This window comes from Colwellia echini (genome assembly GCF_002843355.2).
GTDB lineage: Bacteria > Pseudomonadota > Gammaproteobacteria > Enterobacterales > Alteromonadaceae > Colwellia > Colwellia echini.
The window spans coordinates 1-13,041 of sequence record NZ_PJAI02000028.1 but is presented as its reverse complement, the minus strand read 5'-3'; the positions used below and the strand labels follow the sequence as shown (position 1 = coordinate 13,041).

Annotated in this window: 10 protein-coding genes; 4 read left to right on the top strand and 6 right to left on the bottom strand. The window is 37.5% G+C overall.

The features are described from left to right. Positions 1–64: 64 nt before the first annotated feature. The 6 genes from rlmH to leuS all read right to left on the bottom strand — a co-directional run bounded on the left by rlmH (position 65) and on the right by leuS (position 6,329). Positions 65–535 carry a 23S rRNA (pseudouridine(1915)-N(3))-methyltransferase RlmH gene (rlmH, locus tag CWS31_RS16005; RefSeq protein WP_101343094.1) on the bottom strand — a complete coding sequence of 157 codons (471 nt, stop codon included), beginning with the start codon at positions 533–535 and terminating at the stop codon, positions 65–67. A 285-nt stretch (positions 536–820) separates the two neighbouring features. Then, on the bottom strand, positions 821–1,141 hold the full coding sequence (rsfS, locus tag CWS31_RS16000) for a ribosome silencing factor (RefSeq protein ID WP_101343093.1): 321 nt from the start codon (positions 1,139–1,141) through the stop codon (positions 821–823). A gap of 94 nt (positions 1,142–1,235) precedes the next feature. Next, positions 1,236–1,991 carry a nicotinate-nucleotide adenylyltransferase gene (gene nadD, locus CWS31_RS15995; protein ID WP_246143574.1) on the bottom strand — a complete coding sequence of 252 codons (756 nt, stop codon included), beginning with the start codon at positions 1,989–1,991 and terminating at the stop codon, positions 1,236–1,238. Positions 1,992–1,999: 8 nt separating this feature from the next. Further along, a complete protein-coding gene (gene holA, locus CWS31_RS15990; protein ID WP_101343092.1) occupies positions 2,000–3,064 on the bottom strand; it encodes a DNA polymerase III subunit delta in 1,065 nt (354 codons plus the stop codon). A 121-nt stretch (positions 3,065–3,185) separates the two neighbouring features. Then, a complete protein-coding gene (locus tag CWS31_RS15985; RefSeq protein WP_246143572.1) occupies positions 3,186–3,707 on the bottom strand; it encodes an LPS-assembly lipoprotein LptE in 522 nt (173 codons plus the stop codon). A 30-nt stretch (positions 3,708–3,737) separates the two neighbouring features. Continuing rightward, entirely contained in the window at positions 3,738–6,329 is a 2,592-nt protein-coding gene (gene leuS, locus CWS31_RS15980) for a leucine--tRNA ligase (RefSeq protein WP_101343090.1), read from the bottom strand. A gap of 254 nt (positions 6,330–6,583) precedes the next feature. On the opposite strand from leuS, the gene CWS31_RS15975 reads away from it, so the two are divergent. The 4 genes from CWS31_RS15975 (at position 6,584) to CWS31_RS15960 (ending at position 12,846) form a co-directional block, all read left to right on the top strand. After that, on the top strand, positions 6,584–7,069 hold the full coding sequence (locus CWS31_RS15975) for a zinc ribbon-containing protein (RefSeq protein ID WP_101343089.1): 486 nt from the start codon (positions 6,584–6,586) through the stop codon (positions 7,067–7,069). A 258-nt stretch (positions 7,070–7,327) separates the two neighbouring features. Further along, the gene (locus CWS31_RS15970; protein WP_101343088.1) at positions 7,328–9,745 is read left to right on the top strand and encodes a Lon protease family protein; all 2,418 of its coding nucleotides are present in this window, start codon (positions 7,328–7,330) and stop codon (positions 9,743–9,745) included. Positions 9,746–9,871: 126 nt separating this feature from the next. Next, entirely contained in the window at positions 9,872–10,513 is a 642-nt protein-coding gene (locus CWS31_RS15965; RefSeq protein WP_101343087.1) for a hypothetical protein, read from the top strand. A 515-nt stretch (positions 10,514–11,028) separates the two neighbouring features. Beyond that, the gene (locus tag CWS31_RS15960; protein WP_101343086.1) at positions 11,029–12,846 is read left to right on the top strand and encodes a DEAD/DEAH box helicase; all 1,818 of its coding nucleotides are present in this window, start codon (positions 11,029–11,031) and stop codon (positions 12,844–12,846) included. Positions 12,847–13,041: the final 195 nt, after the last annotated feature.

The following is a 13,041-nucleotide window of genomic DNA, read 5'->3' as shown; positions in this document are numbered from 1 at the left end:
TAGCGCTCGCTATTAAAAGTTAAATTATTGTTCAAAAACATAGTTAACATCATCATTAACAACGCTATTCTCTATGGTATGGATGGTTAGTATTGACACTCCAAGCACGATATAAGCTCTCGGCTATAAGTACTCTTACCATAGGGTGCGGCAGAGTTAATGCTGATAATGACCACTTTTGCTCAGATGCTTCAATACACGCTGGTGCTAAACCTTCAGGGCCGCCAACGAGTAACGCTACATCTCTGCCGTCAAGTTGCCAGCTTTCAAGTTGTTTAGCAAGTTTTGGTGTTGTCCAAGCCTGACCTTCTACCTCAAGGGTTACAATGCGATTTCCTTTAGGGATGGCAGCTAGGAGTAACTCGCCTTCTTTAGCTAATATTCGGCTAATATCGGCATTTTTACCACGTTTTCCAGCAGGGATCTCAACAAGGTGAAAACTTAAATCACGTGGAAAACGGCGACTGTATTCAGCAAACCCTTGACTAACCCAGGCAGGCATTTTGCTACCTACGGCATATAAGGTAAGTTTCATAAATCACTATTTGCTATTAAAGTTATGGTCATGAGTAAGATTTATAGGTTTATTTTTATCTAGGCTTATTAAAGCAAGTTTATAGTGGCAATTACTAGCACTAATTTGTAGATATATTGATTTTTTAAAGCTGTTTTAAATCCAAGCAGGCATTAACTAAAGCAATTATTATAGAGAGGGAACGATTAGTCATTAACCATCGCAGGCGATAAATAACGAAAAGATAACGTTATTTATCTAAAACCTACGGGTAATTCGTTTGAATAAGTAACTTATAATGTCAGTTTATTCAGCCCAAAGTTGTTCAAGGTTGTACTTATCGCGTTGTTCATCAGTCATTACATGAACAATGATATCGATTAAATCGACTAAAGCCCATTCACCCACATCGTTACCTTCCATACCACGAGGTTCAACACCTTGAGCGCGACATTCAATAGCGACAGCTTGGGCGATAGATTTTACATGACGATTTGAATTACCTGAACAGATGATCATGTAATCAGCAAAGCTTGCTTTTTCGCCAATGTTAAGCGTAATGATATCTCTGCCTTTCATGTTTTCAAGTTGTTCTATGACAAATGCTTTAAGTTGTTCAGTTTGCAAGGTGTTATTCCTATCGTTAATCGTAACTTGGATGGGCTCTTAAGTGAGCTACATTAAATAATTACTGCAATATTAACACTTTTTAAGCCAAGGGTTAACGGTAAAGGTTATTTTTCTTTATATAATCTGTAATTATTGGTGTAAGTAGTTTCTCACAGCTTTGCTGTTGGGCAATTCGCTGACGGATTTGGGTCGAAGATATGTCGTAATAAACTGGATCGGCAAAAAATATCTTACCTGAGTCTAGTGTTGATAACACTTCTTTGTCGTTAATTTGATGTTGGCTGAGCAGTTTTTTAGTGTGGTTATCTAGCTGGCTTAAATCATGTTCTGGTCGAGTATTCACTACTAAATGACATAAGGTCAATATTTGTTGGTAGTCCTGCCACTGAGTAAAAGTAATTAAAGAATCCATGCCAATAATAAAATACAGAATATGATTTGGGTGAGATTCTTTTAATGCCTTAAGCGTATCAACGGTATATGAATGCCCTGCACGCGATAACTCTTGCGTGTCGCAACTAAATAACTCGTTGCTCTGACAAGCCATCTCTACCATCTCAGCACGTTGTTTTGCACTTGCATGAGGAACAAGATCAGGGGTTGTTTTAAGGGGAGAAATATAGGCTGGAATTAACAACACTTCACTTAATGCTAACTCTTTAGCAACTGCTTGTGCTGATTGCGTGTGACCAAGGTGAATAGGATCAAAACTTCCGCCTAATATACCTAATCCGCGTTTTTTACTTTTATTAATACTTGCTTTAAATGTTGTTGCTCTAGAATGAGAGCTACTAAGTATTGGTGCAACTCTCATTGGTGTTGCTCTAAAATGTGTTTTAATGTTCATAGATGAAATCAGCCATAGTTAAGGCTAAGGGGGGCCGTTTTTTCACCATGATATAGGCTGATGCACAAATCAGCTAATAAAATAAAAATATTAAATTCGCTGCTAGTTTTACTTAATAAATCAATATCGGCAATACGCATCATCGCAATTTTTACATTGGCTAATGTTATGTGGGTTAATGCATGTTGATATAAAGGCTTTCGTTTATCCCAAATGCGGTACTGTTTATACACTTGGGTAATACTTTCACCCTGTGATAATTGCGTTAACATGGCGTAAAGCTGAGTAATTTCTTTATGAAATACCCATATTAGTTTAGCCGGTACCATGCCTTCTTGTTGAAGCTGATCGAGCATGGTTATACATTTAGCGCAATCGCCAAGCAATAATGCATCAATGACTTGAAAGGGATTAAATTTTGCTTGTTTGAGAATTATGCTTTCAGCATCTTCAATGCTGATGTGTTGTGAGCCAAACAATAGTACAAGTTTTTGTAATTCTTGCTCAAGAGCAAGTAAATTACCTTCAAATAATTCAATAAGTAATGCATTGAGATCAGGAGATATATTGAGCTGTAATTGTCTGGCTTGGTTATTTAACCATTGCGGCATTGATTTAAGTTCAATGTCATATAAAGGGAGATAACAGCCTAATTCGGTTAAGCTTTTAAACCATTTTCTATTAGCGCTAGGGCCATCTAGTTTACCGCCATGAAAAATAAAAATAACATCTTGCGGAGCATGACCGCTGTTAATATCGTTACTTAAACGTTCGGCAAGTGCAAGTAGCGCCTTATTGCCAACATCACCTACCTTAATACTGGTTAACTCAATTTCAATAATACGTTGGCTAGCAAACAAACTTAACGATTGATATTCATCAATGATTGATTGCCAGTCAAAACTGGTTTCTGTACTAAGGCGTATAACTTCACTAAAGCCAATGCTTTTTGCATGGTTTTTAATGGCGCTTAAACTATTATTTTTTTGCCAAGGCTCATCACCAAAAACCAACCAAACAGGTTTGAAACCTTGTCGTAGGGTATTGCTTAGTTGGTTATGGTAAATCTTCATGCTGAACCTTTGATTTGTTTAACTTTAAATTGTTTAACTTTAAACTGTTTAACTTTATGACCTGTTCAGAACGGCCCGGTTTAACTTTGACTTATTCAGAACGAATCTGTTTAACTAATAATTAGTTACGCTGTATTCTTGATAAATCGCGTAATATTTTATCTGCAGCTGAGGTTCGCATTTCACTTAATAATAACGATAACTCTCTACTTTTTGCTAGAGCAAGGTTTGGATCGTCTTGATAATCGCGATAAAGTTCGAAGCGAAAGTCACGAGCATCTTGTTCAGGAAAACGTACTTGATAATGCACAGCATATATCAATTCATACTCAGCAACTTGACCGTTAGAGAATAATGACAAAGTACGTCTGTCGAGTTTATCAGAAACAATGCGTAATTCAGGTATACCTGTTTTAGAGTGCTTTAATACGTTAACTTGGTTGTTAGTTAAACTTAGCTTCACAAGGCGTGTCAATTCACCATGTACATCACTTGAGGTTACGTAAAGTGATTGTAAGTCATCATCGAGTAAATAATCGCCACGTAACTGAAAACCACAAGCGCTTAATAAGCTTGTGGTCAGTAGGGCAAGAGCTAAACTTTTAAAAGTTAAGCCCTTAAGTACTTTTTTTATTCTAGTCACGCTGATCCTAGTTACAGAGTTAAACATAACTTAGTTAGCAACAATATTAAGTAACTTGCCAGGTACATAGATTACTTTGCGTATGGTATTACCGTCGGTAAATTTCAATACGTTTTCATCATTTAAACCTAACGCCTCAACATCGTCTTTACTTGCGTCAGCAGCAACCGTGATTTTTGCACGTAACTTACCGTTAACTTGCACAATAATTAATTTCTCATCTTCAACTAATGCACTTTCATCAACAACAGGCCAGCTTGCATCTTCAACACTTAACTCACTACCACCCACTATTTGCCATAAGTGATGACATAAATGCGGAGTAATAGGAGTAAGCATTAACACAACCGCGCGAATTGCTTCTTGCATTACCGCTTTATCTTCATCGCTATTTAACTTAGCTTTACTTAAGTGATTCATTAATTCCATCACGGCAGCAATTGCGGTGTTAAACGTATTACGTCGACCTATATCATCGGTTACTTTGGCAATGGTTTTGTGTAACTCACGACGTAGTTTTTTCTGATCGCTGTTTAATGTCACATCGCTAATGTTAGGAATCGTTTCATTGTTAGTGCTTTCAACAAAGTCATGTACTAATTTATAAACACGTTTAACAAAACGGTGTGCACCTTCAACACCCGCATCAGACCATTCTAAGGTTTGCTCTGGTGGTGAAGTAAACATGATAAATAAACGTACTGTATCAGCGCCGTACTTTTCAATAACCTCTTGTGGGTCAATACCATTTGCTTTAGATTTTGACATTTTGCTCATCCCAGCAGATAGCACTGGTAAGCCGTCAATTTTACTAATAGAAGAAGTGATATTACCTTTTTCGTCACGTTCAACCGTTACATCACTTGGTGCAATCCATTCTTCAGCGCCGTTATCTGCTTGGCGGTAATATGTTTCAGCTAATACCATGCCTTGACATAAAAGTTTTTTAAATGGTTCGTCACAATCAACTAAACCTACATCACGTAATAATTTATGGAAAAAGCGGGAATAAAGTAAATGTAAAATAGCGTGCTCAATACCACCAATGTATTGATCAACCGGTAGCCAATAATTGGCTTTAGCGGGATCAAGCATTTGTGTATCATCGTTTGGTGAACAGTAACGCGCGTAATACCAAGAAGACTCCATAAAAGTATCGAAAGTATCAGTTTCACGTAATGCGTCTTCACCGTTATAAGTGGTTTTTGCCCATTCAGGATCGTCTTTAATAGGTGATGTTGTACCGTTCATTACCACATCTTCTGGTAAAACTACCGGTAATTCATTTTCTGGTACAGGAACAGACTCGCCATTAGCTAGGTTCACCATTGGAATTGGCGTACCCCAGTAACGTTGACGAGAAACCCCCCAATCGCGCAGGCGATAATTAGTGGTTACTTTACCTTTACCTTCACTAGTAAGTTTTTCACTGATAGCCGTAAATGCTTGTTCGAAATCTAAACCGTCAAATTCACCTGAGTTAATTAACGTAGACTTTTCGGTAATTGCTGCTTTGCTAATATCGTCAGCCTCAGTACCTGCAATAACTTGCTCAATATCTAAACCATATTTAAGAGCAAATTCGTAATCACGTTGATCATGAGCTGGCACCGACATAACCGCGCCAGAGCCATAATCCATTAATACAAAGTTAGCTGCCCATACTGGCACTAATTTACCTGTTAGTGGGTGAATAGCTTTAAGACCAGTATCAACACCTTTCTTTTCCATTGTCGCCATGTCAGCTTCAGTGGTTTTGCTGTTTTTACACTCATCAATAAAAGCCGCAAGTTCACTGTTATCTTTTGCTGCAGCTAACGCTAGAGGATGTTGTGCGGCAAGTGCTACATAAGTAACACCCATTAAAGTATCAGGGCGAGTGGTATAAATATCAAAACTTTCATTTGAATCGCTAACTTCAAAAGTCATCTCAACACCTTGCGAGCGACCAATCCAGTTACGTTGCATGGTTTTTACTTGCTCTGGCCATTCGTCCAGTTTGTCTAAATCGTCAAGTAATTCTTCGGCGTAATCAGTAATTTTAATAAACCATTGAGGAATTTCTTTACGTTCTACAATAGCGCCTGATCTCCAACCTTTACCGTCAATTACTTGCTCGTTAGCTAAAACAGTTTGATCAACCGGATCCCAGTTTACCGTGGCATTCTTTTTATACACTAAGCCTTTTTCGAAAAGCTGAGTGAAAAACCATTGTTCCCAACGATAGTAATCAGGTTTACAGGTCGCTAATTCACGCCCCCAATCATAACCAAAACCTAATAATTGTAATTGATTACGCATGTAATCAATATTTTCATAAGTCCATTTACCTGGCGCTGTTTTGTTTTTAATTGCTGCGTTTTCAGCAGGCAAACCAAACGCATCCCAACCCATAGGTTGCATAACATTTTTGCCTTGCATACGTTGGTAGCGAGAAATTACATCACCTAAGCTGTAGTTACGTACGTGACCCATGTGTAAACGACCACTTGGGTAAGGAAACATAGCTAGACAGTAAAATTTTTCTTTGTCTGGGTTTTCAACAGCTTGAAAGGTATTGTTATCAGTCCAAAATTTTTGTACTGTGGCTTCTATTGATTGGGGATTATAAATGGCTTCCATTAAGGATTTCTCTAATACTTTTGGGGTGTTACCGATTTATCATTACGCTGAAGTACCTAAAGTAAAATAGCTAGCAAAAATTGCGAGTAAATCGATGTGAGATTATCGCAGTAGAATACCTTATCTATCGGGGTAACAACAAGTATAACTTTGAAATTTTCCTAGGGTTATACCTAGGTTAGATCTATAGTTACCTATATAAATTAGCTATATGATTTAACTTAACGAATCAATGAACTTGAGAAGGAATACTAATGCCACAACAAAATGATTACTTTGCGGATATATATCAAAAGCTCAATACTTGGTTAACTGAAGTTAAAGTTCAACAAAAACCAAATATTGATGAATTTATTAAACAAGCTAAGTTATACGCAGGCGCTGCAGAGGCAATGACTGAAGAAAAGTTACAACAATTTACTGATAACTTGAAATATGATTTACATGACTTTTATCAACTTAATAAAAGCCAAGCAAAACATTCAGTGTATTTAGGTTTATTAAATGAAGCGCTGTGGGAGAACTTAGGTAAATTAACTGATAAGTCACAAGTTGAATGGGCAGAACTCGTTGATGACTTTAATCATGATGGTGTTTATAAAAGCGGTGATTATATTGGTTTTGGTGAATTGCAGTGCGAACAATGCGATGAAAAGTTAACCATAACTCACTTTAGCGAAATTGGAACTTGTGCCAATTGTGGCGCAACTGACTTTATTCGTTTACCACTTAAACCCTAATATTGAAAACATAAAATCAACTTGTTAGCCAAAATGTTAGCGAGTACACTAGCAAAAAATAATTATATTCGTTCCACTTGAAAATGCTCGTTTCAGCCTTACCAAGGTCTGGTTCAGAAACGCTTTGTCTAAAGGTGTTTCTCTAACTATATATAGCTGAATTTTGTATCTTTAATTATAACGGTTATAAGTACTCGCTCCAATTGCTAACATTCTGTAATTTGATCACTTTTCAATTACTCCCTATAAAGGATTTACATGACTAAAACGTCTACCGGCTTAACTGAACAAACCCGTTTGGGTGTTGATGAACTCACTTCTTCTTTATCCGCTTCATTATTTTCTCACAATAAAAAAACAGTCAGTAACGTTAATGGGTCGAACACTCAAAGTTTTGTTGGTCATGAAAGAGCAAAAGAGGCATTGAATTTTGGCTTGTCTATGTCTGCCATTGGTTTTAATGTTTTTGCTATGGGCGAGCATGGTACTGGGCGACAAACCCTGATTAAGCAGATGTTAAACGCACTTGCCAAGGAAAAACCAGCACCTGATGAATGGTGTTATACCAATAATTTTGATGAAAGCCATATTCCGTTAACATTATCGGTAAGACCGGGTGAGGGCAAAGCACTACTTACTAGTATGAATAAGTTTATTGATGGCTTAATTAGCTTATTTCCTGATGTGTTTGATAACCCAGGCTACCAACGTAAAAAGTCGGCGATTGATAGAGAGTTTAATCAAAAATACGATCAAGCTATTAGTGTTGTTGAAGAAATAGCGTTAAAAGAAAATGTTGTTTTATTTGAAGAAAATGGTGAAGTAGGTTTTTCACCTTTAGTTGACGGTAAACCGTTAAGCGAAAAAGAGTTAGCTAATCTTGATGACACTGCTCGAGCAAGCTTTTATCAACTGATCACCGAACTAGAGATTGTCTTAACTGAACAGTTATTAGAGTTACCGCAGTGGAAACGCTTGTCCTTCGAGCAACTGAAAAAATTAAAAAATGAAACCGCCGAACAAGCCATTAAACCGTATTTAACTGAATTAGAAAAAGAGTTTAAAAATAATGCAGGGGTTTTAAAATATTTAGGCACAGTTAAAAACCATGTGGTTGAAGCGGTTTTAGAGATTTTAATCACAGAATCGGATGACGCACCAACCGACAGAGAATTACGTAAATTAATGGTTGAACGTTTCTTACCTAACTTATTGGTACCAAGAGACCTTGCCCAAGGCGCACCAGTAGTTTATGAACAAAACCCAACCTATCAAAATTTATTTGGGCATAATGATTTTGCCAGTTTTCAAGGTAGTAGCTATACCAGTTATCGTTTAATAAGACCTGGTGCGTTACACAAAGCTAATGGCGGCTATATATTATTAGATGCGGAAAAAGTATTGAGTCAACCAATGATATGGTCACGCTTAAAACTCGCTTTAAAAACCCAGCAAATTACCATTGAAAACCCTTATTCAGAATTTAGTCAACCAAGTGGTTATAGCTTGCAGCCGGAAAAAATTCCGTTACAAGTAAAAGTAGTATTACTGGGTGATGCAGAAATTTACTATACCCTACAAGACTATGATCAAGAGTTTACAGAATTATTTAGAGTACTAGCAGACTTTGATCGCCATCTTGATAAAACCGACGACAACCTTATAGCGTTTGGTCAATTAATAAGACAACGCGCTGAGCAATATAATTACCCACCAGTAAGTGACGACGCTGTATTAGAATTAGTACGCTATGCACTGCGACGTGGTGAACACAAACATAAGGTTTCAGCCAACATAGTACAAGTTAACGATTTGCTAGATGAAGCTAATTATTGCTGGCAGCAACAAGGAGGCGAAGGGCTATTAACCGCAGAGCATATCGCATTAGCACAGGCTGCTAAAAAACGTCGTGTTGGACGATTAAGTGAAACTTGGCTTAGTGAAATTAAAGAGCAACAAGTATTAATTAATACCGAAGGTAAATTTGTAGGTAAAGTAAACGGCTTAACAGTACTTGAAATAGGTGACAGTGTATTTGGTACTCCTGCACGCATAACTGCAACAGTGTATGCCGGTAGTGAAGGCGTTACCGATATTGAACGAGAGGTTGATTTAGGTAAATCTATTCACTCAAAAGGTGTATTACTATTAACTGGGTATTTAGGCCATAAATACGGACAAACATTCCCAGTAAGTATTTCTGCGAACATTGCTATTGAACAATCTTATGGGCATATCGATGGTGATAGCGCGTCAATGGCAGAACTTTGTGCGCTTATCTCAGCGATTACCTTATTACCAATCGATCAAAGCCTTGCGATAACAGGTTCAATAAACCAACACGGTGAAGTGCAATCTATTGGTGGAGTGAATGAAAAAATTGAAGGCTTCTTTCAACTATGTTTAGACAAAGGATTAACCGGCAAGCAAGGCGTTATTATCCCTAAAACTAACGTGATTAACCTAATGCTTAATGATGAGGTTATTGATGCGGTATCTCGTGGTGAATTTGTTATTCATGCTGTTGAAACCATAGATCAAGCGCTTGAATTATTAATGAACGTAGATGCAGGAAAAATGAGTAAAACAGGCCGTTATCCACGTAAATCAATTCACGGATTAGCATTAGTCAAATTAGAAAATTTTGCCGATATACTTAATGGCGATGAAGAATAGTTATCGTAGTGTGTTGATAATATATTACATTTATATAAAAAATAGTCGTTAACCGTTCAATTATTGCACTTTAGTTTTGTTTTTGATATTGTCTTTACATAAAAATAACATATGGTTGAAGCTAAAATGCAATTTTCGTCGGAAGAGTTAGACTTTTTCAGCAATATTTTTACCGAAACATCAGCAGAAGGTCAGTTAAAAGATGATCAGGCTGATGACTCAGGTAAACAGCCTCGTATTACACGTCAAAAATTGCGCGTGGAAACTAATGTACCTCCGTATTTACGCCAAGTGTTAGTTGAAAGTAAGTTAACATTGCTCGCCGAAATTAGTCATTATCAGTTATGGTTTCCTGTTGCTTTATCATTTACGGGAAAAGGTGATTTTTTACCTAAATTAGGTACACCTGAAATAATTGATGTACAAGGTATTGAACGTAGTTGGCGAGTAGATACCCCTAAAGATGTAGCCCTAATTGATGTTTTTAGTGAACAAAAAATTGAAGTATTATCACTATCGGCAACTGGCTTAACTCTGAGCATGCCAAGTTTTAAAGGGAATGCTTTAGATTTACTCCAATCTACTTTTGAAATGAGTCTAGCAGGCGATACTCCACTTAAATTAGAGCTTGATTTAGTGCGACATGAAAATAATGTTGTTGCCGCTAAATTTAAAGATATACAACAGGGCAGAGAGTCGTTGAGAAAATTTTTATTTAACTCCCATAAGCTAAAGTACGCCAACCTTTATCAAGATGTTATTTTATAAAGCGCTTGCTATTAACCTTAACCCCTGTATAATGCGCGCCTCGATAACAGGGTAAGCATTAAACGCTTATTTACCTTATTTAGTGCTATAAAGTGCAGCATATGCAGTATGTATATACGTTATGTATGTGTGCATAACATGTAACGCTATAGTAGACGACTTACTTATACCAACTAGCTTAGAAATAACTTAGTTCAATGGATGTATAAGAGTATCGAGATGAGTGGGGTTTTACCGCCCAATAGACTTGCCCAGCTGATTCACTCCTAGAGTTAGCAAGAAATATAGTGTCAACGAACGCTATGTGCCTAAAGTCTTCCTGGTGGTTTCCTCGTAACTATTTACGCAGGTTAAGACTTAGCAATTTAAATCAAACGCTATTGCTAGCAATATTAAGTACTGTAAGTTAACAAATCTATTGTTAGCTGGCGGTAGCTTGGTTATTGATTTTTATAATTACATTCCCGTAATTATGCTCAAGTAATGTGCCTGCCTTGAGAAGATGAAAATTATTTATGACTGACAAAAACACTGAAATTCAACCTGTAGAATTCGCCTCTTTAGGTTTACCTGAAAACTTATTATCTGCTGTTCTTTCTATTGGCTTTAGCTCTGCTACTGACATTCAAGCAAAAACTATCCCACCTTTACTTGCGGGTAAAGATGTATTAGGTGAAGCACAAACGGGTACTGGTAAAACAGCTGCCTTTGGTTTACCTGGTCTTGCCAAAGTAGATACATCAATTAAAAAGCCACAATTAATGGTTTTAGCGCCTACGCGTGAATTAGCAATGCAAGTTGCTGAAGCAATAGAGTCTTTTGGTAAAGATATGCCTGGCTTACGTGTTGCTACATTATACGGTGGTCAATCTTACGGACCACAATTTCAACAATTAGAGCGCGGCGCGCAAGTAGTTGTTGGTACACCAGGTCGTTTAATGGACCACTTACGTCGCAAAAGTCTTAAGCTAGATGATTTACGCGTATGTGTATTAGATGAAGCTGACGAAATGTTAAACATGGGCTTTTTAGAAGATATTCAATGGATATTGGATCACTTGCCTAAAACTGCACAAATGTGTTTATTCTCAGCAACTATGCCACCAGCGATTCGTAAAATTGCTAACAAGTTCTTAAAAGATCCTGAGCATATTAAAATTGAAGCTGTTAAAAAAGCTAAAGCAAACATTACTCAATACGCGTGGAAAGTTACTGGCATTACTAAAATGACAGCTTTAGAGCGTATTGCTGAAGTAGTTGAATACGATGCAATGATTATCTTTGTACGTACTCGTAACGACACTGTTGATATTGCTGAAAAGTTAGAGCGTGCTGGTTATCCGGCACTTGCCCTTAATGGTGACATGAACCAAGCACAACGTGAACGTTGTATTGATCAAATGAAATCAGGCAAATCATCTATTTTAGTAGCAACTGATGTTGTAGCTCGTGGTTTAGATATTCCACGTATTTCATTAGTAATTAACTATGACTTACCTGGTGATAATGAAGCTTATGTTCACCGTATTGGCCGTACTGGTCGTGCAGGTCGTGAAGGTATGTCAATTGCTTTCGTACGTCCTCGTGAAATGTACTCACTGCGTCATTATGAGCGTTTAACCTCAGGTACAGTACTTGATTACCAATTACCGAATATTCAAGAAATTGGTAAAATCCGTATTGAACGTACTCGTCTTGAAGTTGCTAGTATCATTAGCGATAAAGACATTACAAGTATGCGTGAAATTGTTGAAGGTATGGCTGCGGAGTCTGAAGTATCAATGCTTGATCTTGCTGCTGCTTTCCTTTTCCAAAAGCAAATGAAGCAACCACTTCAACCGAAAGAAGATCCAAAACCACGTCGTGAAACGCGTGAACGTAACGACAGAAACGACCGTGGTGATCGCAACAGCCGTGGTAATGACAACCGTAGAGACTCTCGTAATGATAGTCGTGGCGCAGGTCGTGATGCTCGCAGTGAAGGTCGTAACAACCGTGATGACAAACCACGCAAAGCGAAAGTAGCACGTGAAGATGTTGATTGGCAGACTTACCGCCTAGAAGTAGGTAAAGAGCATGGCGCACGTCCAGGTGATATTGTTGGCGCTATCGCTAACGAAATTTCACTTGATAGTAGCTATATCGGTGCAATTAACTTACACGACAAACATAGTTTTGTGCAGTTACCTAAAGGTATCCCAGCAGACTTATTTAACCAATTAAAAGGTGTACGTGTTCGTCGTCAACCACTTGCTATTACAACGTCAAATGAAGCTGTTGTTAGCCAGCAACGTTCAAACCGTCGTCCTGAGAAAGCACAACGTCATAACTAATCTAGTTGACTTATGAACATGTAACTAAGTTCATAAATGATGTAAATAATCTCATTTTAAAAAAGCGCCGCAGGGCGCTTTTTTGTTTTTAACGATAAAAGCCCCTTTAATACCAAATTGATTAAGTTCTTTCCCACTCAGAGCTATCTCGATACCCACTAACATCGTTAAATTTATTTGATTTAGAATGACTAA

Bases quoted from the DNA above. Each gene is read 5' to 3' on its own strand.
- CWS31_RS15975 (WP_101343089.1), top strand. From the start codon at position 6,584: ATGCCACAACAAAATGATTACTTTGCGGATATATATCAAAAGCTCAAT.
- nadD (WP_246143574.1), bottom strand. From the start codon at position 1,991: ATGAACATTAAAACACATTTTAGAGCAACACCAATGAGAGTTGCACCA.
- leuS (WP_101343090.1), bottom strand. From the start codon at position 6,329: ATGGAAGCCATTTATAATCCCCAATCAATAGAAGCCACAGTACAAAAA.
- CWS31_RS15970 (WP_101343088.1), top strand. From the start codon at position 7,328: ATGACTAAAACGTCTACCGGCTTAACTGAACAAACCCGTTTGGGTGTT.
- holA (WP_101343092.1), bottom strand. From the start codon at position 3,064: ATGAAGATTTACCATAACCAACTAAGCAATACCCTACGACAAGGTTTC.
- rlmH (WP_101343094.1), bottom strand. From the start codon at position 535: ATGAAACTTACCTTATATGCCGTAGGTAGCAAAATGCCTGCCTGGGTT.
- CWS31_RS15960 (WP_101343086.1), top strand. From the start codon at position 11,029: ATGACTGACAAAAACACTGAAATTCAACCTGTAGAATTCGCCTCTTTA.
- CWS31_RS15965 (WP_101343087.1), top strand. From the start codon at position 9,872: ATGCAATTTTCGTCGGAAGAGTTAGACTTTTTCAGCAATATTTTTACC.